This window comes from Arthrobacter sp. zg-Y769 (genome assembly GCF_020907405.1).
In the GTDB taxonomy this organism is placed as follows: Bacteria; Actinomycetota; Actinomycetes; order Actinomycetales; family Micrococcaceae; genus Arthrobacter_B.
Map to the genome: position 1 here is coordinate 1 of NZ_JAJJOE010000006.1, position 24,871 is coordinate 24,871.

Annotated in this window: 22 protein-coding genes, 1 tRNA gene and 1 other RNA gene; 11 read left to right on the forward strand and 13 right to left on the reverse strand. The window is 66.6% G+C overall.

Annotated elements, in window-relative coordinates:
* Positions 1–95 precede the first annotated feature (95 nt).
* The 9 genes from fabF to aceE all read right to left on the reverse strand — a co-directional run bounded on the left by fabF (position 96) and on the right by aceE (position 12,277).
* Entirely contained in the window at positions 96–1,331 is a 1,236-nt protein-coding gene (gene fabF, locus LOC60_RS05195; protein WP_230023083.1) for a beta-ketoacyl-ACP synthase II, read from the reverse strand.
* An 80-nt stretch (positions 1,332–1,411) separates the two neighbouring features.
* On the reverse strand, positions 1,412–1,657 hold the full coding sequence (locus tag LOC60_RS05200) for an acyl carrier protein (RefSeq protein ID WP_055240832.1): 246 nt from the start codon (positions 1,655–1,657) through the stop codon (positions 1,412–1,414).
* A gap of 111 nt (positions 1,658–1,768) precedes the next feature.
* Positions 1,769–2,830: a beta-ketoacyl-ACP synthase III gene (locus LOC60_RS05205; protein ID WP_230023085.1), complete on the reverse strand. Its 1,062-nt coding sequence runs from the start codon at positions 2,828–2,830 to the stop codon at positions 1,769–1,771.
* Positions 2,827–3,780 (reverse strand): ACP S-malonyltransferase, encoded by a 954-nt coding sequence (locus tag LOC60_RS05210; RefSeq protein WP_230023087.1) that lies wholly within the window; start codon positions 3,778–3,780, stop codon positions 2,827–2,829. The genes LOC60_RS05205 and LOC60_RS05210 overlap by 4 nt, the downstream gene beginning before the upstream one ends.
* A 109-nt stretch (positions 3,781–3,889) precedes the next feature.
* A complete protein-coding gene (locus LOC60_RS05215; RefSeq protein WP_230023089.1) occupies positions 3,890–5,113 on the reverse strand; it encodes a PucR family transcriptional regulator in 1,224 nt (407 codons plus the stop codon).
* Positions 5,114–5,196: 83 nt separating this feature from the next.
* The gene (locus tag LOC60_RS05220) at positions 5,197–6,708 is read right to left on the reverse strand and encodes an acetyl-CoA carboxylase carboxyltransferase subunit alpha/beta (RefSeq protein WP_230023091.1); all 1,512 of its coding nucleotides are present in this window, start codon (positions 6,706–6,708) and stop codon (positions 5,197–5,199) included.
* Positions 6,705–7,910 (reverse strand): CaiB/BaiF CoA transferase family protein, encoded by a 1,206-nt coding sequence (locus LOC60_RS05225; RefSeq protein ID WP_230023099.1) that lies wholly within the window; start codon positions 7,908–7,910, stop codon positions 6,705–6,707. The genes LOC60_RS05220 and LOC60_RS05225 overlap by 4 nt, the downstream gene beginning before the upstream one ends.
* A gap of 27 nt (positions 7,911–7,937) precedes the next feature.
* Entirely contained in the window at positions 7,938–9,299 is a 1,362-nt protein-coding gene (locus LOC60_RS05230; protein WP_230023101.1) for an SLC13 family permease, read from the reverse strand.
* A 233-nt stretch (positions 9,300–9,532) separates the two neighbouring features.
* Positions 9,533–12,277, reverse strand: a complete 2,745-nt coding sequence (aceE, locus tag LOC60_RS05235) for a pyruvate dehydrogenase (acetyl-transferring), homodimeric type (RefSeq protein ID WP_231713195.1) — start codon at positions 12,275–12,277, stop codon at positions 9,533–9,535.
* A gap of 283 nt (positions 12,278–12,560) precedes the next feature.
* On the opposite strand from aceE, the gene LOC60_RS05240 reads away from it, so the two are divergent.
* The 6 genes from LOC60_RS05240 to gndA all read left to right on the forward strand — a co-directional run bounded on the left by LOC60_RS05240 (position 12,561) and on the right by gndA (position 17,087).
* Positions 12,561–12,980, forward strand: a complete 420-nt coding sequence (locus LOC60_RS05240; RefSeq protein WP_230023107.1) for a DUF3052 domain-containing protein — start codon at positions 12,561–12,563, stop codon at positions 12,978–12,980.
* Complete coding sequence (locus tag LOC60_RS05245) at positions 12,977–13,441, forward strand: peroxiredoxin (protein ID WP_442860378.1); 465 nt, start codon at positions 12,977–12,979, stop codon at positions 13,439–13,441. The genes LOC60_RS05240 and LOC60_RS05245 overlap by 4 nt, the downstream gene beginning before the upstream one ends.
* A complete protein-coding gene (locus LOC60_RS05250) occupies positions 13,438–14,391 on the forward strand; it encodes an NAD-dependent protein deacetylase (protein ID WP_230023110.1) in 954 nt (317 codons plus the stop codon). Before LOC60_RS05245 ends, LOC60_RS05250 begins: the two co-directional genes overlap by 4 nt.
* Before the next feature lie 85 nt (positions 14,392–14,476).
* Positions 14,477–14,549, forward strand: a tRNA-Val gene (locus LOC60_RS05255).
* A 122-nt stretch (positions 14,550–14,671) separates the two neighbouring features.
* The gene (locus LOC60_RS05260; protein WP_230023125.1) at positions 14,672–15,532 is read left to right on the forward strand and encodes a serine hydrolase; all 861 of its coding nucleotides are present in this window, start codon (positions 14,672–14,674) and stop codon (positions 15,530–15,532) included.
* A 118-nt stretch (positions 15,533–15,650) separates the two neighbouring features.
* Entirely contained in the window at positions 15,651–17,087 is a 1,437-nt protein-coding gene (gene gndA / locus LOC60_RS05265) for an NADP-dependent phosphogluconate dehydrogenase (RefSeq protein ID WP_230023128.1), read from the forward strand.
* A gap of 77 nt (positions 17,088–17,164) precedes the next feature.
* Here gndA and epsC read toward each other — a convergent pair whose 3' ends face one another.
* The 3 genes from epsC to msrA all read right to left on the reverse strand — a co-directional run bounded on the left by epsC (position 17,165) and on the right by msrA (position 19,353).
* A complete protein-coding gene (gene epsC, locus LOC60_RS05270; protein ID WP_230023130.1) occupies positions 17,165–17,749 on the reverse strand; it encodes a serine O-acetyltransferase EpsC in 585 nt (194 codons plus the stop codon).
* Between the two features lie 49 nt (positions 17,750–17,798).
* On the reverse strand, positions 17,799–18,734 hold the full coding sequence (cysK, locus tag LOC60_RS05275) for a cysteine synthase A (protein WP_230023134.1): 936 nt from the start codon (positions 18,732–18,734) through the stop codon (positions 17,799–17,801).
* Between the two features lie 94 nt (positions 18,735–18,828).
* On the reverse strand, positions 18,829–19,353 hold the full coding sequence (gene msrA / locus LOC60_RS05280) for a peptide-methionine (S)-S-oxide reductase MsrA (RefSeq protein WP_230023136.1): 525 nt from the start codon (positions 19,351–19,353) through the stop codon (positions 18,829–18,831).
* A gap of 129 nt (positions 19,354–19,482) precedes the next feature.
* Here msrA and LOC60_RS05285 point away from each other — a divergent pair, with 129 nt between their 5' ends.
* The 3 genes from LOC60_RS05285 (at position 19,483) to LOC60_RS05295 (ending at position 22,169) form a co-directional block, all read left to right on the forward strand.
* Complete coding sequence (locus tag LOC60_RS05285) at positions 19,483–20,382, forward strand: Nif3-like dinuclear metal center hexameric protein (protein ID WP_230023150.1); 900 nt, start codon at positions 19,483–19,485, stop codon at positions 20,380–20,382.
* A 77-nt stretch (positions 20,383–20,459) separates the two neighbouring features.
* Complete coding sequence (locus LOC60_RS05290; protein ID WP_230023153.1) at positions 20,460–21,200, forward strand: zinc ribbon domain-containing protein; 741 nt, start codon at positions 20,460–20,462, stop codon at positions 21,198–21,200.
* A gap of 3 nt (positions 21,201–21,203) precedes the next feature.
* The gene (locus LOC60_RS05295) at positions 21,204–22,169 is read left to right on the forward strand and encodes a reverse transcriptase-like protein (protein ID WP_230023156.1); all 966 of its coding nucleotides are present in this window, start codon (positions 21,204–21,206) and stop codon (positions 22,167–22,169) included.
* Positions 22,170–22,172: 3 nt separating this feature from the next.
* On the opposite strand, the gene LOC60_RS05300 is transcribed toward LOC60_RS05295, so the two are convergent.
* The gene (locus LOC60_RS05300; protein WP_230023159.1) at positions 22,173–22,937 is read right to left on the reverse strand and encodes a YaaA family protein; all 765 of its coding nucleotides are present in this window, start codon (positions 22,935–22,937) and stop codon (positions 22,173–22,175) included.
* Between the two features lie 77 nt (positions 22,938–23,014).
* Between LOC60_RS05300 and rnpB the strand changes: the two genes are divergently transcribed.
* Positions 23,015–23,417, forward strand: an RNA gene (rnpB, locus tag LOC60_RS05305) — RNase P RNA component class A.
* Positions 23,418–23,551: 134 nt separating this feature from the next.
* Positions 23,552–24,856, forward strand: a complete 1,305-nt coding sequence (locus LOC60_RS05310) for an MFS transporter (protein ID WP_230023163.1) — start codon at positions 23,552–23,554, stop codon at positions 24,854–24,856.
* Positions 24,857–24,871: the final 15 nt, after the last annotated feature.

Here is a 24,871-nt window from a genome sequence, read left to right on the forward strand (position 1 = left end):
ACCCCGGGGGGTGTTGCCCACCCCCGGCGGTGGGGGTACCACCCCGGGCCGGCGGGCCCCGGGGGGCCCCGCACGCCTGTTTCGTTGCGGACCGGTTAGTGGCTGCGCAGCACGGCGACGGCGTTATGCCCGCCGAAGCCGAAGGAGTTGCTCAGCGCCACAATATCGCCGCCGCGCAGCTGACGGCTGGAGGTTACGACGTCGAGCGGGATCTCCGGATCCTGGTTGTCCAGGTTGATGGTTGCCGGTGCCTGGCGTTCGTAGACCGCCAAAGCCGTCAGAACGGCTTCGACTGCACCGGAGGCACCCAGGAGGTGTCCCATCTGTGACTTGGTGGCGGATACGGCCACACCGTCGAGGGCACTGCCCAGGGCGGCCTTGAGTGCCGTGTATTCCGGCTTGTCGCCTACCGGGGTGGACGTAGCGTGCGCGTTCACGTGGACAACGTCCTCGGCCTGTGCCCGCGCATCAAAGAGGGCGGCTTTCAGGGCACGGGTGGCGCCGAGGCCCTCGGGGTCCGGCGCGGTGATGTGGTACGCGTCGGCGGTGACGGCAGTGCCGGCCAGCTCGGCGTAGATCCGGGCACCGCGGGCCAGGGCGTGCTCTTCGCTTTCGAGTACCAGTGCGCCGGCGCCCTCACCCATCACGAAGCCGTCGCGGTCCTTGTCATACGGGCGGGAGGCACGCTGGGGATCATCGTTGCGCTTGGACAGTGCCTGCATGGAGGCGAAGGAGGCAAGCGGCATCGGGTGGATGCAGGCCTCTGCACCGCCGGCCACCACAATGTCAGCCTTGCCGGAGCGGATCATCTCGAGGCCCTGGTGGAGTGCCTCGGTTCCGGAGGCACAGGCGGACACGGGCGTGTGGGCACCGGCACGGGCACCCAGGTCGAGGCTGACCGCGGCGGACGGGCCGTTGGGCATCAGCATGGGAACGGTCATGGGGAGCACGCGCCGGGGTCCCTTTTCGCGCAGGGTGTCCCACGCATCAAGGAGGGTCCAGATGCCGCCAATGCCGGTGGCAAAGGACACGGCGAGCCGGTCGTGGTCAATGTCAGAGAGGCCGGAATCGGCCCAGGCCTCGCGGGCCGCGACGACGGCAAACTGGGTGGAGGGGTCCATCCGCTTGGCTTCGACGCGGGAAAGGACTTCCGAAGCGGGAGTGGTGACCCGCGCGGCGAAGGTGACGGGCAGCGAATACTTCTCCACCCATTCGTCTTCCAGCGTGCGGGCGCCGGAGACACCCTGCAGTGCGTTCTTCCACATGGTGGGAACGTCCCCGCCGATCGGCGTGGTCGCTCCGAGTCCTGTGATGACTACTTTGCGGGCCATGATTCACTCTCTTGAAGCAGTTGCTGGTGCTGGTGCCGGCGGCGCCGGGCGGCCGCCGCCTGGCAGCGGCCGCCGTGGGGTTAAGCCTGGGCGTTGGAGATGAAGTCCACGGCGTCGCCGACGGTCTTCAGGTTCTTGACCTCTTCGTCCGGGATGCGCACGCCGAACTTCTCTTCGGCGTTGACGACGATGGTCATCATGGAAATGGAGTCGATGTCCAGGTCATCGGTGAAGGACTTGTCCAGCTCGACGGCCTCGGGGGCCAGGCCCGTCTCTTCGTTGACGATCTCGGCGAGGCCGGCCAGGATTTCTTCGTTGCTAGCCATGTTGGCTCCTTTTCTTGTAGTGCCGGTACGGGACCGGTCCGGTATTCCAACCGCCGGGGCGGTGTGGTTCTGTGGGCTGCGCCGGTGTCCCCGGAGCAGCGGGCAATGCGGCTAGGGGAGGACAACAACCTGCGCGCCGAACACCAGGCCGGCACCGAAGCCGATCTGCAGCGACAGCTTGCCGCTCAGTTCCGGATGCTCCTGCAGCAGGCGGTAGGTGGCCAGGGGAATGGATGCGGCGGAGGTGTTTCCGGCATCGGCGATGTCCCGGGCAATGATGACCGACTCGGGCAGCTTCAACTGCTTAGCCATCTCGTCGATGATGCGCATGTTGGCCTGGTGCGGCACGAAGGCGGAGAGATCCTCAGCGGTAATCCCGGCGGCGTCGAGCGCCTGCTGGGCCGCCTTGGCCATTTCCCATACGGCCCAGCGGAACACCGTCTGGCCGTCCTGTCGAAGGGTGGGCCAGAGTTTGGTCTCCCGGGCGGAGAGGTCCGCGGGGGCCAGGCCGCCGTCGGCTTCGGCGGCGAGCGAGAGTTCACGCACGTCCAGCATCGAGTGGGTCATGCCGATGGCACCTGACTTGCTGCCGTCCGAGCCCCAGACGGACGGCGCAATGCCGGGGGTGTCGGAGGGACCGACGACGACGGCGCCGGCACCGTCTCCGAGCAGGAAGGAGATGGTGCGCTCGGTGTTGTCGATGAAGTCGGAAAGCTTTTCCACGCCGATGACCAGCACATAGTCGGCGGCACCGGAGCGGACCAGTGCGTCGGCCTGGGCAATGCCGTAGCAGTACCCGGCGCAGGCAGCCGAGACGTCGTAGGCCGGTGCCGGCGTTGCTCCCAGCCGTTCGGTGATCTGGGTGGCGGCGGACGGCGTGGCGAAGGGATGGGTCACCGTGGAGACGATCACCGCACCCAGCTGGGATCCGTCAATGCCGGCGTTCTCCAAAGCCTCTCGGCCTGCGGCTTCGGCCATGTCCACCACGGACGTGCCCTTGTCCGCACGGTGCCGCGTCACGATCCCCGTGCGCTGGCGGATCCACTCATCGGAGGAATCGATCCACTGGCAGACATCCTCATTGCTGACAATGACGTCGGGGCGGAAGGCTCCGATGCCGTGGATCCGGCTGAATTCGTTGACGGGTGACTGTTTCAGGGTGGGCGTGCTCACGCGTTACCTTCTCCGGTTGTTGCCGGCGTTCCGGAATGCTCACGGATGAACTCCCGGGCCGCGGTTAGATCTTCTGGGGATTTGAGGGCCAGCGTCGGAATGCCCTTCATGCCGCGGCGCGCCAGCCCGGTGAGGGTGCCGGCAGGCGGCAGCTCCAGCAGCCCGGTCACGCCCATGGCGATCATGTTTTCCATGCAGAGGTCCCACCGCACCGGGCGGGATACCTGGGCGATGAGGCTGTCCAGGTTGGCGTCGCCGGACACCACTGCCGCGCCGTCGCGGTTGGACAGCAGGGTGGCCAGGGGTGCCTGCGGGGTAAGGGAAGGGCGCAGGGCTTCCAGCACGGTGACTGCCGGGGCCATGTGGGAAGTGTGGAAGGCTCCGGCGACCTTGAGCGGAATAACCCGGGCCTTGGCCGGCGGGGCGGCAGTGAGGACTTCGAGCTGGTTGTGCGTTCCGGCCGCGACGATCTGCCCGCCGCCGTTGGCATTCGCCGCGGTGAGCCCGGCTGCCTCCAGCACGGCGGCGACGTCGTCGGGATCCCCGCCGAGGATGGCGCTCATGCCGGTGGGCTCGACGGCTGCGGCCAGTGCCATGGCATTGGCCCGTTCCCGGACGAAGACCAGGGCGTCCCGTTCCCCAAGCGCACCGGCGATGGCCGAGGCGGTGATCTCTCCGACGGAGTGGCCGGCCAGGACGGTGGAGGAAGTCAGTGCCGCCGGCTCCAGCAGCAACCGGGCGGCCATCAGTCCGGCAGCCACGATCAGGGGCTGGGCGACGGCGGTGTCCTTGATGGTTTCCTCGTCGGAGACCGTGCCGTGGGCAATCAGGTCCAGCCCGGCGACGTCGCTCAGTGCGGAAAGGTGATCCCGTACGCCGGGCAGTTCCAGCCACGGCGCGAGGAATCCTGGCGTTTGGGACCCCTGGCCGGGGCAGGCGATTGCAAGCACGTATACAGCTTTCCAAACATAGGGGACGGTACCGGGTGTTTGCGTAGACCAAGCTCCCCGGGCGGCTTTGTAGGAAGTCTACAAGCCGACGGCGGAACACGGACAGGGTTCAAAGCCGGGCGGCAGGCTTCTCGGGGGCTGCCTTTCCGGCGGGGGCCAGGCGTCCGACCACCAGCGCTGTCTGCAGCACGAAGGCTTCCCGGGGCAGCATCGGGTCCCAGCCGGTGACATCGCAGACGCGCCGCAGCCGGTACCGGACGGTATTGGCATGGACAAAGAGTTCGCGTGCCGTGGCCTCCAGCGAATGGCCCAGTGAAAGGTAGGCGCTGAGGGTTTCGGCCAGGCCGTTGGACGCACCAAGCAGCGGAGTATAGATGCTCTGCACCAGGGCCTTGCGCGCGGTGTCGTCTCCGGACATTACCCGTTCGGGCCACAGGTCGTCAGCGGCTACCGGGCGGGGGGCAGCGGGCCAGGCGCGGGCGGCGGTAAGCCCCGCGAACGCGGCCTGGGCCGACGGGCCGGCCTCGACCAGCGACAGTGCCGGCGGGCCGTACACCACCGGTCCCGGACCGAACAGCTCCGACAGGCGGGTGTAGGAGAACGCCTTGTCTTCCAGGCCGCCCAGGACCAGGATCAGCCGTTCGCCCTGGATGCCGACGAGGGTGTCTTCCGCCAGCCGGCCCGTGGCCCGGCGCAGTTCATTCACGAAGGTGGCATTGGCTTCGGCGGGGGAGCCGCCCACCATCACGGTGACGGGCGCCGTCGAGGTCCACCCGACGGCGGCGATCCTGGAGCGCAGCGCATCGGAACTCTCGCCGCGCAGGATGGCATCGACAACGAGTGCCTCCAGCCGGGTGTCCCACGCGCCGCGGGTTTCGGCCGCACGGGCATAGACGTCCGCAGCGGCAAACGCCACCTCGCGGGAGTAGCGGAGCACCGCTTCGCGCAGCTTGGACTGGACTTCGCTGCCGGCAAGCTCCGGCACCCGGTCCTCCACCACCTGGACCACCACCCGGATCAGCTGCAGGGCCTTCTGCAGGCTGATCGAACGGGTAAGTTCGGTCGGCGCGGTACCGAAGACATCGCTGAGGACCCAGGCGGGCGAGGCAGGACGCTGGTACCAGTTCACGAAGGACGCGATGCCCTTCTGCGCAACCATGCCCAGCGCCGAGCGCTCGTCCGGGCGCAGCCCCCGGTACCAGGGCAGGGAGATGTCCAGCTGCTGCAGGGTGGCGGTCGAAAGCTTGCCGATATTCGCTTTCAGTCGCTCGACTGTGGGTTGGTCTGCTTCGGGCGGCGCTGAGGCAGCGGACTTAGGGGGACGCACTGGCATACCTGCGAGCTTACGGCCTGCACCGTTCAACCGCTATTTTGTGTGAAGGCTACAACTTCGCTAGGCCGGCAGTATCGGCGGCACTACAGCGCCGACCCCAGCCGCTGGAACCGCCCGGTGCGCCGGGCCAGCCGCTCGGCCGCGGGGACGGTGCGCTGTGATGCCAGCTCGTATTCCACGGCCCGGGCCATCCGCCGGCAGAAGGCCGGGGCCTCGGCGGCGGCATCGGGAAGTTCGGCCACTGTATGGTCCACAATCCCGTGGGAGGCCAGCGCGAAGGCCGTCACTCCCTGCTGCTCGGCCATTTGGGCACCGTGCAGGGTGTCCCGGTACACGATGGCGCTGGCGCCCTCCGGCGGCAGCGAGGACAGCCAGGCATGCTGGGCGGCGACCGTGCGGTCCGCCGGCAGCAGCGCCAGCGCCCCGCCGCCCGCCCCCTGGCCCAGCAGCACGGAGACCGTGGGGCAGTCCAGACCGACCAGGTCATTGAGGCAGCGGGCGATTTCCGCGGCGAGGCCGCCTTCCTCGGCCTCCTTGGAGAGTGCCGCACCGGCAGTGTCGATCACCGTAAGCAGCGGAAGGTCCAGTTCTTCGGCCAGCCGCATGCCGCGGCGTGCCTCGCGCAGCGAAGCAGGTCCCAGGGCGGCCTGTTCCGGTCCGCGCTGCCGGTCCTGGCCCAGCACAACGCAGGACGTCCGGCCGAAACGGGCCAGGGCCAGGATCAGTCCGGGATCTTTTTCGCCCTGCCCCGTACTGTTCAGCGGCAACACATCCGCGGCCCCGAAGTGCAGGAGCTGGCGCACGCCGGGACGGTGCCGGTTGCGGGAAATGCTGATGGACTCCCAGGCCGGAACCCGTTCCGGGCTGGTGCGGAGGGAGGTGGGAGCGGGAACTGAGGGAGCCGGGCCGGGCATCAGCATGGACAGGGCGCGGTGGACGGTGCCGGCCAGTTCTTCCGGGGGCAGCACCGCATCCACCAGTCCGTGGTCCCTCAGGTTTTCTGCGGTCTGCACGCCCTCCGGGAACGGTTCCCCGTATAGCGCCGCATAGACCCGCGGTCCCAGGAAACCCAGGAGCGCCCCGGGTTCGGCCACGGTGATATGCCCCAGTGAGCCCCACGAAGCCATCACCCCGCCGGTGGTGGGGTGACGTAGGTAGACCAGGTAGGGCAGGCCTGCTTCCTTGTGACGGCGGACGGCGGCGGTGATCTTGACCATGGACAGGAAAGCCAGGGTGCCTTCCTGCATCCGGGTGCCGCCCGAAGCCGGTCCGGCCAGGAGCGGCAGCCCTTCCCGGGTGGCGCGTTCGACGGCTTCGGTCAGCCGGTCCGCCGCGGCTACTCCGATGGAGCCGCCCAGGAACCCGAACTCGCAGACAACCAGGGCCACACGCCGCCCCTGGACGAGGCCTTCACCGGTCAGCACGGATTCGTCCTCACCGGTCTTCCGCCGGGCCGCTTCCAGGTCCTTTTCGTACGCTTCGCTGTGCGGGGTGTAGGACACCGGGGCGTCCCAGGAGCTGAAGGACCCCGGATCAACAACCAGTTCGAGCAGCCCCCTGGCATCCAGCCGGCGGCGCTGCGCCTGCACGCTCACGTTTCACTTCCTTGCGGCCCGGCCAGCCAGCTGCGGATCCCGCTGCCATGTTGGTCGAGCAGGGGCGGGGCGGAGTGGGAGCGGTTAGTGGTTTCAGTGCCCTGACCGGCGTCGAAAAAGCGCAGCGGCGGGCCGGGGAGGGCCACGGTGCCCAGGACGGGATGCTCCACATGGACCACCAGCCCCTGCGAGTGGACCTGTTCCCAGCCATACACCTCGTCCAGGGTGCGCACTTTTCCGGCGGGGATGCCGGCGGCCCGGAGTTTTTCCAGCAGGGGTTCGGCCTCCATGTCAGCGAAGGCCTCCTCGATGGTGTCAATCACCGCCTGCCGGTTGCGTACCCGCTGCGCATTGCCGGCAAACTCCGGGCGGGAAGCATCGATACCGAATGCCGCGGCGAAGGTAGCCCACAGTTTTTCACTGCCGACGCTGATCTGGACCTTCCCGCCCCGGCAGGAGAAGAGGCCGTAGGGGGCAATCGACGGGTGGTGGTTGCCCTGGGCCGCGGGGACCTCGCCGGCTACGGTGTGCCGGGTGCCCTGGAAGGCATGCACGCCCACGACGGCGGCCAGCAGCGAAGTGCGGACCACCTGGCCCTTTCCGGTGCGCTCGCGTTCCAGCAGGGCTGCCAGCAGTCCGAAGGCACCATACATACCCGAGAGCAGGTCCGCGATGGGGACGCCCACCCGCTGCGGATCCTCCGCCCCGGACCCGGTCAGCGACATGAGCCCCGCCTCGCCCTGGACAATCTGGTCGTAGCCGCTGCGGGTGGCCTCGGGCCCGTCATGGCCGAAACCGCTGATGGAGAGGATAACCAGCCCGGGATTGAGCCCGTGCAGCCGGGCAGGAGAGAAGCCCAGCCGGTCCAGCACGCCGGGCCGGAAGTTCTCCACCAGCACGTCTGCCCGCAGGACCAGGTCCTGCAGGACGGCCGCGCCGTCATCGGACTTCAGGTCCAGGGCGATGGATTCCTTGTTCCGGTTGCAGGAAAGGAAGTAGGTGGCCTGCTGGTCATCGCCAGGACCGACGAAGGGCGGTCCCCAGCTGCGGGTATCGTCGCCGGTCCCGGGGGTTTCGACCTTGATGACGCGTGCGCCCAGGTCCGCGAGCATCATGCCGGCATGCGGCCCCGCGAGGGCGCGGCTGAGGTCGACGACCAGATATCCGTCGAGGGGACCGCGGGAAGCGGATTCGGTGCTCATGGGGAACTCTTTTCCTGATGAGTAGGGCTAGAGCCAGCCGGGGACCACCATGATCAGCCAGGCCACCAGCGGTCCCGCCACTACGACGATGCCGCTGTAGGCGAGGATCTGTTTGTAGAAGCGATCCTTGTCCAGCTCCTCCGGGGCGTTGGCCAGCACCAGGGCGCCGTTGGTGGAAAAGGGCGAAACATCCACGATGGTTGAGGAAACGGCCAGTGCGCAGATGAGGCCCACGGCACCGATCTCCCCGGAGGAAAGGAACGGCACGGCCAACGGAATCAGCGCCGCAAGAATGGCGGTTGAGGACGCGAAGGCGGACACGACGGCGCCGATGTAGCAGATGAGCAGCGCCGCCAGCAGCGGCATGCCCAGGCCGGCAACGCCGTCGGACACATACTCGATAGTGCCTGCCTCCTGCAGGACGCCGACGAAAGTGAGCATGCCGCAGATCAGCAGGACAGTGGTCCAGCTGATTTTGTTGACTGCCCCTTTCTGCGCCTGCGGGGAGACGAGGGCGAGGACCATGGCGATGGTGATGGACACGAAGCCCACATCCACCTTGAAGCCCAGTGCAACCACGGCCAGGGTGATCAGCCCGGCGATGGTGGCAATCTGGGGGAGGGTCTCGCTGCGTGTCTTCGTGGCGGTAAGCCCGTCACCGGCGGGATCCCGTGGACCGTAGATGCCGGAACCGGTTCCCTTGAAGGCGACGTCGGGACGGCCGGCCACACTGAGATTCATCCGGGCCTGCGCGACCTGCTCCGTGAAGGCACCCGCGGTGCTGCGGCGCAGCCTGCTGCCGCCGAGGACGAAGAACAGGATCAGCGCGATGAAGGTGTTGAAAAGCAGGCTCGACATAAAGACGGCAAAGGGGCTGGACTCCAGGTCCGTCTCCGCGATGATGCCGTTGACCGTGACGCCATAGACGGCGATCGGGGAAAATCCGCCGGCCTGCGCGCCGTGGATGACCATCATGCCCATCATCAACGGGTTGATCTTGTTCTTGGCGGCGAAACCCAGGGCGATCGGTGCCACGATCGCGACGGCGGCCGGGGACAGCGCGCCGACGGCTGTGATCACGGCGGTGACGGCGAACATGATCCAGGGAATCAGGGCCACCCGGTTGCCGACGAGCTTTACGGCACCGCGCACAAGCAGGTCGATGGTGCCGTTGTTCTGCGCAATGGCGAACAGATACGTCACCCCGACAATCGTCAGGAACAAACCGCCGGGAAAGTTGGCCAGGATGTCCTCGGTGCTCATGCCAAGGAACACGAAGCCCAGCAGGAAGGCCCCCACAAAGGCCAGCGCACCCATGTTCAGGGGCAACACGGTGGCCAGGATGAACATGGCCACCAAAATCAGGATGGAGAGGACTGGAGCGGACATCGTTGTCCCTTCGTCGACGGTCGCAGCCTGCCTGGACCGGCAGCCAAGACACCGTGGGCCGGGCCCCGGGTGCACTGGATCAGCCTGCGGGACTGCGTCCCTTTGTCAACGAGTGGTTTCCGAACTAACGGCACGAAATGTCTTCGCGTGCCGGGGCGGCAGCCAAAAAAGGAACCGCCGCAGATGCGGCGGTTCCTTTTTGGTTCCCGAGGGATGGAAAACCGGCAGGACGCCTAGGCGTCGCCCCCGGCGTTTCCGCTGGTGCCGGCGTTGACATCCAGCAGGTGGTACTTCTCGATTGCCTCCTTGGGGGCATTCGCATCGACTTCACCGCGGCGGGCGAGCATCTCAAGTGCCCGCACCACCATCGAGTGGCTGTCGATCTTGAAGTACCGGCGTGCAGCTGCACGGGTGTCCGCGAAACCGAAGTCATCGGCACCGAGGGTGGCGAACTCGTTCGGCAGGAACTGGCGGATCTGGTCCGGGACGGCCTTCATGTAGTCCGTGGAAGCGACAATCGGGCCGGTGGCGCCGGCCAGCTGCTGGGTCACGAACGGCACCCGCGGCTCGGAGCCGGGGTTAAGGAAGGCTTCCTCCTCGGCGGCAAGGCCGTCGCGGCGGAGCTCGTTCCAGGAAGTCACGGACCAGACATCGGCCGAGACACCCCAGTCCTCGGCCAGGAGCTTCTGGGCTTCCAGGGCCCACGGCACGGCAACGCCGGAGGCCAGCAGCTGCGTGCGCGGGCCGTCGATCTTTGCCGGTGCAAGCAGGTAGATGCCCTTGATGATGCCTTCCACGTCCAGGTCCTCGGGGGCCTTGGGCTGCTGGATCGGCTCGTTGTAGACCATGAGGTTGTAGATGACGTTCGGATCCTGGGAATCCGGGCCGTACATTTCCTCGAGGCCGTGCCGGACAATGTGTCCGATCTCGTAGCCGTACGCCGGATCGTAGGTCTTCACCGCGGGGTTGGTGGAGGCCAGGATCGGGGAGTGGCCGTCGGCGTGCTGCAGGCCTTCACCGGTCAGGGTGGTGCGGCCGGCAGTAGCCGAGATCAGGAACCCGCGTGCCATCTGGTCGGTTGCCGCCCAGATGTAGTCGGCGGTGCGCTGGAAACCGAACATCGAGTAGAACACGTAGACCGGAATCAGGGGCTCGCCGTGGGTGGCGTAGGAGGTGCCGGCCGCGGTGAAGGCCGCGATCGAGCCTGCCTCGTTGATACCCACGTGCACGATCTGGCCCTGCGGGGACTCCTTGTAGGCCAGGACGAGGTCCCGGTCCACGGACAGGTAGTTCTGGCCCTTGGGGTTGTAGATCTTAGCCGTGGGGAAGAACGAGTCCATGCCGAACGTGCGGGCCTCATCGGGAATGATCGGCACAATGCGCTTGCCGAATTCCTTGTCCCGCATCAGGTCCTTGAGCAGGCGGACGAACGCCATGGTGGTGGCTGCCATCTGCTTGCCGGAGCCGCGGTTGGCAACTTCGTAGGCCTTCTCGTCCGGAAGGTGGACCGGTTCGTGCTTCACCCGGCGCTCGGGGACGTTGCCGCCCAGTTCGCGCCGGCGTTCGAGCATGTACTTGATCTCGGGGGCGTCCGCTCCCGGGTTGTAGTACGGAGGCTGGTACGGGTCGGCTTCGAGCTGCTCGTCGCTGATCGGAATCCGCAGGTGGTCGCGGAAGGCCTTCAGGTCGTCCAGGGTCAGCTTCTTCATCTGGTGGGTCGCGTTGCGGCCCTCGAAGTGCGTACCCAGGCCGTAGCCCTTGACCGTGTGGGCCAGGATGACCGTCGGAGCGCCCTTGAATTCCATGGCGGCCTTGTACGCGGCGTAGACCTTGCGGTAGTCATGGCCGCCGCGCTTGAGGTTCCAGATCTCCTCGTCCGTCAGGTTGGCAACCAGTTCCTTGGTCTCCGGGCTCTTGCCGAAGAAGTGCTCGCGCACGAACCCGCCGGACTCTGCCTTGTACGTCTGGTAGTCGCCGTCGGGGGTGGCATTCATGATGTCCACCAGCGAGCCGTCCTTGTCACGGCTGAGCAGGTCATCCCACTCGCGGCCCCAGACAACCTTGATGACGTTCCAGCCGGCACCGCGGAAGAAGGCTTCCAGTTCCTGCATGATCTTGCCGTTGCCGCGGACCGGGCCGTCGAGGCGCTGCAGGTTGCAGTTGATCACGAACGTCAGGTTGTCGAGCTTGTCATTGGCTGCAAGCTGCAGCAGGCCGCGCGATTCCGGCTCGTCCATTTCGCCGTCGCCAAGGAACGCCCACACGTGCTGATCGGAGGTGTCCTTGATGCCGCGGTTCTGCAGGTAGCGGTTGGACTGTGCCTGGTAAATGGCGTTCATGGGACCGATGCCCATGGAAACCGTCGGGAACTCCCAGAAATCCGGCATGCTGCGCGGATGCGGGTAGGAGGACAGGGCATGCCCCTCGCGGGACTTCTCCTGGCGGAAGCCGTCCATGTCCTCTTCGGACAGGCGGCCTTCGAGGAAGGCGCGGGCGTACATGCCGGGGGAGGCGTGACCCTGGAAGTAAATCTGGTCTCCGCCGCCCGGATGGTCCTTGCCCCGGAAGAAGTGGTTCATGCCCACCTCGTACAGGGTCGCCGCTCCGGCGTACGTAGAAATGTGCCCGCCGACGCCGATCCCCGGGCGCTGGGCCCGGTGCACCATGATGGCCGCGTTCCAACGCAGCCAGGCACGGTATCGCCGTTCGGTTTCCTCGTCGCCGGGGAATTCAGGTTCCTGATCAACCGGGATCGTGTTGACGTAGTCGGTGGTGGTTACCATCGGCACGCCCACGCTTTGGGAACCGGCACGCTGGAGCAGTGAACGCATGATGTACTGCGCACGTTCTGTGCCCTGCGAACGGATCAGCTCATCGAGCGATTCGATCCATTCTGCGGTTTCCTCGGGATCACGGTCCGGCAGCTGGTTTGTTAACCCGCTCAGGATGTCCGTTGTGTCTTCTGCGGCCACGGCCAACCTCTCTCATGTACAGATTGTGTCTGCGACATTGTTCTGTGGAATCCGGCCGGTGTCCGCCGGATCTTCGCTTGCGCGTATGCGCGCCAGCACGCCCCTTGTATTCCACTCTAGTCCCGAGCCGCCGTCGATGCGTAGCCTGCACAGCAGTCATCGCTGACGGCGTACAGTCCCCGAACCCTTGAAGCCTGCGGGTTTTAGGTGTTTCGTTGAGACTGAGACCGCGCAGATCAGGCAAATGTGTGATTCCCTTGTATTTATGCAGTCAACCAGGAGGAGTGAAGTGAGCGAGGCCGAGGCCGTCACTGAGGAAAACGTGGCGAGCAGATTGGGTTTCAAGGACGGTGACCTGGTCCAGGAGTACGGCTACGACGAGGATGTGGACTTCGACTTCCGCGAGGACCTTGAGGACCTCATCGGCGGCGAGCTCCTGACCGAAGAGGACCACGACGTTGTGGACGGGGTCATCCTCTGGTGGCGGGCCGACGACGGAGACCTCGTGGATGCGCTGGTGGACTCGCTGACCACGCTCGACGACGGCGGCGTGGTCTGGGTCCTGACTCCGAAGTCCGGACGGGACGGCTACGTTCCTCCGGCCGACATCGAGGAAGCGGCCCCCACGGCGGGGCTGCACGTCACCACGTCCCCCGGCGTCACCGATGATTGGGCGGCCACCCGCCTGGTGAGCCGGCGCAAGAAGTGACTGCGCACCTGCCCATGGCAGGTGCTGCGGTCCCGGATTTCCGCCTCCCCAACCAGTTCGGCGAAGAGGTCCGGCTGGACGGTCTGCGGGGCTCCGGCGTCGTGCTGGTCTTTTTTCCGTTCGCGTTCTCTTCGGTCTGCCGCGGTGAACTCGCGGAACTGCAGGCGGAACGTGCGTTGTTCGACGACGCCGGAGTGCGCCTGCTGGCCGTTTCGTGTGATTCGAAATACACCCTGCGAGCCTGGGCGGAGCAGGAAGGGTTCGGCTTTGACCTGCTTTCGGATTTCTGGCCGCACGGGGCGGCGGCCCGCGCCTTTGGTGTCTTTGATGCCCGGCGGGGGCTCGCATCACGGGCCAGCTTCGTTATAGACGGGGAAGGCGTTCTCCGCGCCTGCATCCGTTCCGAGCCGGGGGCCGCGCGCCCGCTCGAGCAGTACCGCACCGCTTTGGAGGAACTGTGAGCGAACAGCCGGAGCCGAAGAACTCCCGCCCGGGCCTCGGACTCACGGGCTTTGCAAGCGGCGGCGCCCTCGAATCCGTCCCCGCGCCCACGGAGGCTGAACTGCGGCTCCTCGAGCGCGCCGTCGACTACCTGGGCGGGCGGCGCCTGGCACTGTTGACCGGTGCCGGGCTGAGTACGGACTCCGGCATTCCCGATTACCGGGGGCCCGACGCGCCGCCGCGCAACCCCCTTACCTACCAGCAGTTCGTCGGGGACCAGGACCTGCGCCGGCGGTACTGGGCCCGCAACCACGTAGGCTGGCACCACCTGCGCCATGCCGAGCCCAACCCCGGCCACGCGGCAGTCGTGGACCTGGAACGGCGGGGACTGCTCTCGGGCCTGATCACCCAGAACGTGGACCGGCTGCACACGGACGCCGGCAGCGTCAACGTCATCGACCTGCATGGACGTTACGACCGCGTGGTCTGCCTGGACTGCCGCTCGGGCTTTTCCCGGTCGGAGGTTGCCGGGCTGCTGCAGGAACTGAACCCCGGCTATCTCGAGCGGGCGCGGCTCGGCGGTGGGATCGCCCCGGACGCCGATGCCGATATTGCCGATACCGAAGACTTCGTGGTGGCGGACTGCCCCGTCTGCGGCGGAATGCTCAAACCGGACTTTGTGTACTTCGGGGAGAACGTCCCCAAGGATCGCGTGGCCCGGGCCTTCGCCATGGTGGACGACGCCGGGGCCCTGCTGGTCGCGGGCTCCTCACTGACCGTGATGAGCGGGCTGCGGTTCGTCCGGTACGCGGTGAAGGCCGGCAAACCGGTGGTCATCATCAACCGGGGGACCACCCGGGGGGACCCGCTGGCAACCCTCAAGTTGGATATGGGGGTCAGTACGGCCCTGACCTGGCTGGCGGCAAACCTTCCGGACCTGCCGGCCGGGGCGCAGGAAACCGCCGATTAGGCATCCGCCGCGGTTTTGCGGTAACGTAGTTCCTCGTGATGCAGGGCCTGCGGAAAACTTTTCCCCCGGCCGGGCAACATGTTTCGGGTCTTTAGCTCAGCTGGTAGAGCGCCACGTTTACACCGTGGATGTCATCGGTTCGATCCCGGTAGGACCCACAAGACAGGCCGCCGTTATTTTCCGCACATGCGGGAGGTAACGGCGGTTTTTTGTCGTTTAACCCAGAGGACCTCCACTCGAGGAGGGAAACGGAAGAAGGCAAAACAGGACAAAGGGGGAAATGGCTGAGTCATTGAAGGGGCAAAAGACCGTCTGCTCGGTGCTGGCCGGACTGCTCCTGCTGGCGGGCTGCGCCGGGCCGGAGGAGGCACCGGTGGCGGAGTCCGCCGGCCCGGACCCGGAGGGCATTGCTGCCACACCGGCGGCTCCGCCCGAGACGGTTGCCGCCGAGCTTGAACAGCTGGCCGCGGACACCGGGGCGGACTTCTCCGTCGCCGTCCAGGATAACCGTACCGGCGCTTCCTGGAGCTATAACCCGGACGGCCGCTACCTTGAAGCGAGCCTGGTCAAGGTTCCCATCCTCCTCACACTGGTCCGGCAGGCGACCGCGGAACAGCGCAGCCTCACGGCGGAGGAAGAGAACCTGGCAGCGATGATGATCGAATACAGCGACAACGGCGCCACCAGCGAGCTATACCGCCGGGTGGGAGGCCGGACGGAGCTGAACCGAACCTACGAACTCATCGGCGTTTCGGATACGGAAGCCGGTGAAACCTGGGGCGCCAATGAAACCACGGCTCAGGACCAGCTGCGGATCGCCCGGACCGCCGCACAGGGTGCCGACTGGCTGGACGCGGACCTGCTGGAGTTCGCCGTCGGACTGATGGAAAACGTCTGCCCGGAGCAGAACTGGGGTATCAGTGCAGGGGTTCAGGATTACGGTGCCGAAGTGGCACTGAAGAACGGCTGGCTGCAGGACGACGACGCCGCGTGGAACGTGGGCAGCGCCGGTTTTGTCCGCACCGGCGGCAGCGACTACAGCATCGTTGTGCTCAGCTCCCGGAATTCCACCCTCCCGGAAGGGATCGAGGCCGTGGAGGGTGTTGCCTCAACGGTCAACGGCTACGAAGCCGGCGGGTGAGCCCCGTGCCAATGTGGCGGCAGGCAGGCGAAGAAGCATAGGCTGGAGCGTGAACACGGCGCGCTTCTTCTGCGCCGGCCCCGTGCCCACCGGGCACCCGACCATCCCTGGAGAGAACTTGAGTGCACAAATTGGTGTAACCGGCCTTGCCGTCATGGGTGCGAACCTCGCCCGCAATCTCGCCCGCAACGGTTACACGGTGGCCCTGCACAACCGTTCCATCGAGAAAACGGACGCCCTGCTTTCCGCGCATGGTGACGAGGGAGACTTCATCCGTACCGAGACGCTGCAGGAACTGGTCGACTCGCTGGAGAAGCCGCGCCGCGTCCTGATCATGGTCAAGGCCGGCGCGCCCGTGGACTCGGTCATCAGCCAGCTCGTGCCGCTGCTGGAGCCGGGCGACATCGTGATCGACGGCGGCAATTCGCACTTCGAAGACACCCGCCGCCGCGAGGCCGCACTGGCCGAAAAGGACCTGCACTTCGTGGGCGTCGGCGTTTCCGGCGGTGAAGAGGGCGCCCTCCTGGGCCCCTCGATCATGCCCGGAGGCTCCCGTGAGTCCTACGACTCCCTGGGTCCGATGCTGGAGAAGATCGCAGCAAAGTACGACGGCGAGCCCTGCTGCACCTGGATCGGCACCGACGGCGCCGGCCACTTCGTCAAGATGGTGCACAACGGCATCGAGTACGCAGACATGCAGGTGATCGGCGAGGCCTATGACCTGCTGCGCTCTGCCGCGGGCATCGAGCCCGCCGAGCAGGCCGGGATTTTCAACGAGTGGAACACGGGCCAGCTCAGTTCCTTCCTGATTGAAATCACGGCCGAGGTCCTGGGCCACGTGGATGCCCGGACCGGAAAGCCCTTTGTGGACGTAGTGGTGGACTCCGCCGGACAGAAGGGCACCGGACGCTGGACGGTCGTGTCGGGCCTGGACCTGGGCTCCCCGGTCTCGGCGATTGCCGAGTCCGTCTTCGCACGCGCGCTGTCCTCCCAGCGCGGCCAGCGCCAGGTGGCACAGGAAACACTCCAGGGCGCGGAATCCGCCGTCGAGCTTCCCGCTACGTTCGTGGACGACGTGCGCCAGGCGCTCTACGCGTCCAAGCTGGTCAGCTACGCGCAGGGCATCGACATGCTTAACGCTGCCGCGAAGGAATACGGCTGGGAACTGAAGCTGGATGAAATCGCCTCGCTCTGGCGGGCGGGCTGCATCATCCGCGCCGAACTGCTCGATGACATCATGAAGGCCTACGCAGGCAGCGAAGCCCCCGCCAATCTGCTGTTCGCCCCGGCCTTCGCGGAGTCCATCGCCGCCGCCGTGCCGGCCTGGCGCCGCGTGGTGTCCGTAGCCGTGCAGCTGGGTATCCCCGTTCCGGTGTTCTCCTCCTCGCTGGCCTACTACGACGGCCTGCGCCGCAAGCGCCTTCCGGCGGCACTCACCCAGGGTCTGCGCGACCTGTTCGGCGCGCACACGTACAACCGGGTTGATGCCGAAGGAACGTTCCACACCATGTGGGGCGAGGACCGCGCCGAAGTCGAGGCAGTGGACACACACTAAGGTCCACCGGCACGAAAAAGGCCCGCAGCGGATGCTGCGGGCCTTTCCTTTGCCGAGTCCGGCCGGATACCGTCCGGCTAAATGTAGATGGCCGGGTCGATGTACTCGGCGGGATCGACCGCGGGCTGGGTCATCTTGGTGTCGCGGTGCCGCCACTTGGCGGGGATGCCGGTGATGATCGAATCCGCCGGAGCGTCCTTGACCACCACGGCGTTGGCACCCACCGCGCTATTGGCGCCGATGGTCACCGGTCCCAGGATTTTTGCTCCTGCGCCCACGGTGACGCCGTCGCAGATGGTCGGATGCCGCTTGACCTTGGCCAGTGACCGCCCGCCCAGCGTCACCCCGTGGTAGAGCATCACGTCGTCGCCGATCTCGGCGGTTTCGCCGATGACCACGCCCATGCCGTGGTCAATGAAGAACCGGCGGCCGATGGTCGCACCCGGGTGGATCTCGATGCCGGTGGCGAAGCGTGTCACCTGCGACAGCACTCGGGCCGGGAACCGCAGCGCCGGACGGGCCCACATGCGGTGCGTCAGCCGGTGCATCCAGATTGCGTGCAGGCCGGAGTAGACAACGAGGTTTTCGAGCGAGCCCCGGGCCGCCGGATCGTGCGATGCGGCGGCGTCGAGGTCTTCACGCAGTCGGGCTAACAGACTCACAGAGAACTTTCTGCTCGGATGATCCGTCCGGCAAGGGGCGGAACGCGGACTATCCGCGGATGTCGTCGTAGAGGACGGTAGAGATGTAGCGCTCTCCGAAGTCGCAGACGGTGGCAACAATCAGCTTACCGGCGTTCTCTTCGCGCTTGGCGAGTTCCAGCGCCGCCCAGACAATGGCTCCCGAGGAAATGCCGCCCAGGATGCCTTCCTGGGTGCCCAGTGCACGGGCCGTCGCGACGGAATCCTCGATGGAGGCATCGAAGACCTCGTCATAGACGGTGGTGTCGAGGATTTCGGGTACGAAGTTCGCACCGATGCCCTGGATCTTGTGGGGGCCGGGGGAGCCGCCGTTGAGGATGGCGGAGTCCTTGGGCTCCACCGCCACGATCTTCACGTCCGGCTTGCGTTCCTTGAGGACCTGACCGACGCCGGTGATGGTTCCGCCGGTGCCGATGCCGGCAACGAAGATGTCCACCCTGCCGTCGGTATCGGCCCAGATCTCTTCAGCCGTGGTGGCGCGGTGTACCGCCGGGTTTGCTTCATTGGCGAACTGCTGGGCCCAGATGGCGTTTTCAGTGGTGGCCACGATTTCCTTGGCCTTTTCCACCGCGCCGCGCATGCCCTCGGCGCCCGGGGTAAGGACAATTTCGGCACCGTAGGCGCGCAGCATGACCCGGCGCTCGGTGGACATGGTCTCCGGCATGGTCAGGATCACCTTGTAGCCGCGGGCGGCGCCCACCATGGCCAGGGCAATGCCGGTGTTGCCGGAGGTACCCTCCACAATGGTGCCGCCGGGCTGAAGCGCGCCGGCCTTCTCGGCGGCGTCGACAATGGCCACGCCGATCCGGTCCTTGACGCTGTTGGCGGGGTTGTAGAACTCCAGCTTTACGGCCACCTGGGCGGGGAGCCCGGCGGCGAGCCGGTTCAGGCGGACCAGCGGGGTGCCGCCTACGAGCTGGGTTACATCGTCATAAATACGAGCCATGGTTTCCTCTATTCCTTCAACGTTGCTCAAAAAGCCGGACTTAAAAAGCCGAACTCAGTTCTGCCTTCCAGCCTATCGGGGCGGCTGCACGGCCCTAGTCCTGAAGCCATTCGGAGTAATACTTGCGGGCCTTCGCCAGTTTCGGATTAATAATCACCTGGCAGTACCCCTGGCCGGGGTGTTTTGCATAGAAATCCTGATGGAAGTCCTCCGCCGGGTAGAACCGGGGAAGGGGTACGATCTCGGTCACAATGGGGTCCTTCCAGTTCTCCCGGGCCCGCTCCAGCGCAGCTTCGAATTCCTTGCGCTGGTCCTCGTCCCGGTAGAACATGGACGACCGGTACTGGGTGCCCACATCGTAGCCCTGGCGGTTCAGGGTAGTGGGATCATGCTGGGAAAAGAACATGTCCAGGATGACTTCCGGGGGGATGACATCCTCGTCAAAGGTCACCGCCACCACCTCCGCGTGTCCGGTGATCCCGGCGCTCACACTGTCGTAGTCGGGATTGTCCGCAGCTCCGCCGGTATAGCCGGAAACTACGTCGGTTACGCCGCGGACCTTGCGGTAGAGGGCATCGAGGCACCAAAAGCAGCCTCCGCCTAGTACATACGTCTTCATGCCCTTAACAAGGCGCCCGGGCCCGCTTTGATTCCCGGTGCCCGGCAACGGGGTCCGGTGGTGTTCCCTCCGTCACGGCAGGCGCGGCGGAATTGAGCCCGGCAACAGCCGCAGGGTAGAACTAAAGTTATGGAAGCCGATCACCCCCACGAGCCCGCCGGCGCGGACACTGACCAGGCGCCGGAAACCGACGTTCCCACCCTCGGCGACATACTGCTGGCAGCAGAAGAATTATGGCCCGAATCGCTGGCCGAGGACTGGGATGCCCCCGGCCTCGTGGCCGGCCGCGCCGACCGTGAGGTCCGGCGGATCCTGTTCGCGGTCGATCCCACGCGCGAAGTCATCGACGAGGCCCTTGAATGGGGCGCCGATCTGCTCGTCACCCATCATCCGCTGCTGCTGAAGCCGGTCAATTCCGTGGCCGCCACAACGTTCAAGGGCGACACCGTGCACCGCCTGATCGAGGGCGGCTGCGCCCTGCTGACCGTGCACACCAACGGTGACAGTGCCGTTGGCGGAGTGTCCGACGTCCTTGCCGACGCCTTCGGGCTCCGGGATGTCACCCCGCTGGTTCCCGCCGGCGATGGCCTGCCGGAAGAAGGAATCGGCAGGGTGGGAGATCTTCCCGAGATGCTTTCCCTGGCGGACTTTGCCGAGCGTGTGTTCGCCCTCATGCCGGCCGTCGCGGGCGGCGTCCGTGTGGCCGGGGACGCCCAGGGCCTGATCCGCAGGGTGGCCGTGTGCGGAGGAGCCGGCGACAGCCTGTTCGACGCCGTCCGTGCCCAGCGCGCCGACGTCTACGTCACCGCGGACCTGCGCCACCACCCGGCGTCGGAACTTCGGGAACGCGCCGTCACCGGGAACGGCCGTCCCTACCTTATTGACGTCTCCCACTTTGGCAGCGAGTGGCTGTGGCTGACGCCGGCCGCGAACGCCCTCGAAAACGTCCTGACAGACCAGGGTTTCGCCGCTGACGTGCGCGTCAGCGGGGTGAACACCGATCCGTGGGACTTCGTACTGACTCCCTAGGCTGAAGTGATCCCCCGCGGTGGCATAGGCTTAGGAGAGCCGGGCCAGGCAGGCCCGGATATACACGGAGGTAACCGGTGGCAAAAGCATCGCCCGCGGAGCAGCTGAGGCTGCTGGATCTGCAGGCCCTGGACAGCAGGATCAAGTCCCTGCGGAACCAGGCCCGCAACGTTAGCAACAATCCCGAGATCGCGTCCCTTGCCGGTGCAGTTGCCGCCGCCGAGAGCGCACGTGTGTCGGCCGGCACGGAAGTGGCGGACATCGAACGTGAGCTCACCCGCGCCGAAGCGGACGTAGCGTCGGTTGTTGCGCGCATGGCCCGTGACCAGCAGCACCTGGACAGCGGTAAGGGCGGCTCCAAGGAGCTCACCGCCCTGCAGGCGGAAATCGTTTCCCTGGAACGCCGCCGGTCCGACCTCGAAGACGTTGAACTCGACGTGATGGAACGGCTGGAAGCTGCCCGCACCCGCGAAGGCGAAGCCGGCGCAGCGCTGGCCGCCCTGCACGAGAAACGCCGGGAACTGGAGGAGAAGCGCGACGCCGAACTCGCCGTCATTGCTGCGGACAGCTCCGACGCCGAAGCCCGCCGTGAAGAGCTTGCCGACAGCTTCGACCGGGCACTGCTCGCGGTGTACGAAAAGACCCTGTCCAAGCACGGCATCGGCGCCGCCCGGCTGTTCCACGGCACCTCGGAAGGATCGGGGATGCAGCTGAGCCCCGGTGACCTGGCGGATATCCGCAAGGCAGCGGATGACGAGATTGTGTTCTGCCCGGATTCGGGCTGCATCCTGGTCCGCTCTGCCGAGTGGGGCAGCTGAGCAGTGACATTGTTTGACCCGGAGCCGGACTCCGGCGAGGAACCCCCGGCTGCCCGCATCCCGGCCGGCGGATCCCGCCGCACCCTGATTGTGGAAGCCGACGGCGGCTCGCGCGGCAACCCGGGTATCGCCGGCTACGGGGCACTGGTCCGCGATCCCGACACCGGGCGCATCCTGGCGGAGAAGGCCGAATACGTGGGCCGGGTGTCCAATAATGTCGCGGAGTATTCCGGCCTTATCGCAGCGCTGGAACTGGCCCACAGCATCGATCCCGACTGCTGGATCCTGGCCAAGATGGACTCCAAGCTGGTGGTCGAGCAGATGAGCGGCCGCTGGAAGATCAAGCATGCAGACATGCAGAAGCTGGCGGCAAAGGCCCGGTCCATCGTTAATCCGCAGCGGGTGAAATACCAGTGGATTCCGCGGGAACTGAACAAGGACGCCGACCGGCTGTCCAATGAGGCGATGGACGCCGGAACCGCGGGAGTCCCGTGGAAGCCGCGCGCCGGTGCCGACATGAAGGCAGCGGCTGCCGCGGCGGTGCTGGAAGCAGCCTCGTCTCCCGCTCCTGCGGCCGTACCCACGGGGCGCCTGCATCACGCGGAGATCTGGGTCAACGACTTCGCCGCGGCGGAAAAGTCCCTTGGCTGGCTGCTTGAGCGGCTCGGCTACGTCCGGAAGGACACCTGGACCACCGGCGCCAGCTGGCAGGGCGCCGAGGGGTACATCGTCCTGGAGGAAGGCCCCGACGTCGAACGGGGTCCCTATTCCCGCATGCGGGCAGGCCTTAACCACCTGGCGTTCCGCGCCGGTTCGGAGGCCGACGTCGAGCTTCTGGCACGGCGGGCAGCCAGCCACGGCTGGACCCTGCTGTTCGCGGACCGGCATCCCCACGCCGGGGGAGAAGAGCACTACGCCGCCTACCTCGAAAACGACGAAGGTTTCGAAGTGGAACTGGTGGCGGGCTAGCGTCTACTCCGCCAGGATGAGGTTGAGCTGGTATGGCTTCCGGCCTACCGGGGGTACCAGTTCGGCCTCCCATTTTTCCTGTGCGGCGGCCAGGAGCTCCTGCGGCGTTGCCGGCTCGGTGCCGGCGCGCAGGAGCAGATGCCGGGCGAGCTCGCCGCGGGTGTGCTTGGCGAAGTGCGAAACCACTTTGCGCTGGCCGTTGCGGACGGAAAAGACGTTCACTGCGGCAGTGTGCTGCGGGTTCGGCGTCCAGGCAGCGGCGTAGGTGCTGGAGCGGCAGTCCACCACCAGCGAATCGCCGGCGTAGTCATCGAGCGGACCCGTCAGGTGCTGCTTCCAGAACGCAGCCAGGCGTCCGGTTTCCGGAAGCCGCACCGACATCGAGAGCCGGTACGCCGGAATCGGGTCTGCAAAGCCCAGGGCGCCCCACAGGGCGGACATCACCAGCACGGTATCGTCTGCGCGCCGCTGCACCTCGGCCGGCAGGGAAGGGTAGCCCAGCGCGTCGTACAGGACCCCCGTGTAGACCCGGTGTGCTGGGGCGCAGGGCTCGGTGGCCAGGGCGGTGTTGCGCCGCACTTCCGGAGCGAGGGTCGCACCCACCCCCAGGACCGCCAGGGCATCCCCGGAACTGCTGGCTTCCGCCAGGGCCTTGAGTACCAGCGCGCGGGGTTCGCCAAGCAGCGGGAAATGCAGCCGGGAGGCGTCAAGAACCGGCCCGGACGCGGCGGGGGTTTTTCCTTCGGAGGGCGGGAGCAGAATCAGCACCGGTTAATCCTACGCGAGTCGGCTGTCGCCGGTGCGGGACCGGGCAGCGCCCGCGGGACGGTAGAGTTGACCGTGGACGGGTTGGCCAGGCAATCGCGTCGGCGCGGGTTCCTTTTGGGGAAACCGCTGCCGCCGAGGAAAGTCCGGGCTCCGCAGGGCAGGGTGGTGGGTAACGCCCACTCGGGGAAACCCGCAGGCCAGTGCCACAGAAAAGAAACCGCCGGCGGCTGCTTTTCGCAGTCCGCAGGTAAGGGTGAAAAGGCGGTGTAAGAGACCACCAGCGTCCCGGGTGACCGGGACGGCTAGGTAAACCCCACCCGGAGCAAGGCCATACAGGACACGTTTGAGGGCTGCCCGCCCGATGTGTCCGGGTAGGCCGCTTGAGGACGCCGGCAACGGCGCCCCTAGATGGATGATTGCCGCTCCCGGTCCGGTAACGGTCCGGGCGTACAAAACCCGGCTTATCGGCCAGCCCGTCCACATACTTCCGCATAAAGACCGCGGTGCCGTACCGCAGCCAAAGAATTACGCAGCACCGGCTCAGCTTTGGCGCAATATCCCGGATTCGGTTCGCGCCCGGTTATATTTCGCCGGTGCTGGGCTAATCTGTGGCAATGTCCCAAACCGAGGCGGCAAAGAAGCCATTGGTTCTGCGAAACACCAATTTTCGCCGACTGTGGTTCTCGTCAACCGCCGGAATATTCGGCACTGCCGTCACCAGCGTTGCCCTGCCCGTCATCGCTGTGACGGAACTGGATGCCTCGAACGCCACGGTTGCCGTCCTCTCCGGCATGACCTTCCTTCCCTGGCTCCTGTTCGCCCTGCCCATCGGCGTACTGGTGGACCGCCACCGGCGCCGGCCCCTGATAGTCGTTTCGCTTACTGTGCGGACGTTGTTGCTCGCGAGCCTGCCCGTGGCCTGGTGGCTTGGGGTCCTTACGGTTGCCCAATTGTTTGCTGTGTCTTTCTGCGCCGGACTCGCAGCAGTGTTTTTCGCCCTCGCCGAGCAGGCACTCCTGCCCGCCGCCGTGGACCGCGAGGAGCTGGCGGAAGGGAACGGACTGATGACGGCCTCCGGTGCCCTCGGCGACGCCGGCGGCCGCGCCGTGGGCGGCTGGGTGATGGACGCCTGGGGGGCATCCAACGCGCTGCTGCTGCAGGTGGCGGCCTCCCTTGCCTCCCTGGGGGCGATCCTGCGGCTGGACATCACCGAGACCCGCCCCGACAGGCCGAAGGACCGGAGGGTTCTGCGGGAAATGGGGGAGGGGCTGCGGTACACCTTCAGCACCGTCCCCCTGCGGATGCTGCTGATCACCGGGGCGCTCTGGAACCTTGGCGGCAATATTGTGGTGTCACTGCTGGTCCTTCTGGTTCTCCGCTCCCTCGGGGAGTCCCCCGGAATGCTGGGCCTGCTTACGGCTGCTACGGCCGTGGGCGGAACCATCGGCGGCTTGTCCGCCAAGTGGATCACGGGCCGTCTCGGCTCCGGTCGGGTGTGGCGGTATTCGATGTTTCCGGTAGTGGCCGGATATGCGACCCTGCTGTTCATTACGCCGGGGTGGGGAATGACCGCCGGCTTTATCGGCCTTTTCATCGCGGGCTTTTCCATTGCCTTGAACATTGTCGTCTCCACCACCTTCCGGCAGCGGGTGTGCCCGCCGCAGATGCTCGGCCGCCTCGGGTCCGCCCAGCGGATGGTGACCTGGGGCATGCTCGCCGTCGCCGCTTTTGCCGCCGGCCTGCTGGTTGAGGTGATGGATATCCGCGGGGCCATCCTGACCGGGATCCTGGTGGCCGCGCTGGCCCCGTTGGCGGCTGCCTTCGGTCCGCTGCGCCGGGTCCGGGAGCTTGCGGACCTGGAACCCCCGCGTACGGAAGCGCCGGCAGGCAACCGGGCCATCCCAGCGAATGGGGCGTGAGGGACTCCTGTGGTC

Coding starts and splice junctions, on each gene's coding strand:
- fabF (WP_230023083.1), bottom strand. CDS start 1,331: ATGGCCCGCAAAGTAGTCATCACAGGACTCGGAGCGACCACGCCGATC.
- LOC60_RS05215 (WP_230023089.1), bottom strand. CDS start 5,113: ATGCCAGTGCGTCCCCCTAAGTCCGCTGCCTCAGCGCCGCCCGAAGCA.
- LOC60_RS05260 (WP_230023125.1), top strand. CDS start 14,672: ATGGCTGAGTCATTGAAGGGGCAAAAGACCGTCTGCTCGGTGCTGGCC.
- LOC60_RS05310 (WP_230023163.1), top strand. CDS start 23,552: ATGTCCCAAACCGAGGCGGCAAAGAAGCCATTGGTTCTGCGAAACACC.
- LOC60_RS05230 (WP_230023101.1), bottom strand. CDS start 9,299: ATGTCCGCTCCAGTCCTCTCCATCCTGATTTTGGTGGCCATGTTCATC.
- msrA (WP_230023136.1), bottom strand. CDS start 19,353: ATGAAGACGTATGTACTAGGCGGAGGCTGCTTTTGGTGCCTCGATGCC.
- LOC60_RS05200 (WP_055240832.1), bottom strand. CDS start 1,657: ATGGCTAGCAACGAAGAAATCCTGGCCGGCCTCGCCGAGATCGTCAAC.
- LOC60_RS05225 (WP_230023099.1), bottom strand. CDS start 7,910: ATGAGCACCGAATCCGCTTCCCGCGGTCCCCTCGACGGATATCTGGTC.
- LOC60_RS05285 (WP_230023150.1), top strand. CDS start 19,483: ATGGAAGCCGATCACCCCCACGAGCCCGCCGGCGCGGACACTGACCAG.
- cysK (WP_230023134.1), bottom strand. CDS start 18,734: ATGGCTCGTATTTATGACGATGTAACCCAGCTCGTAGGCGGCACCCCG.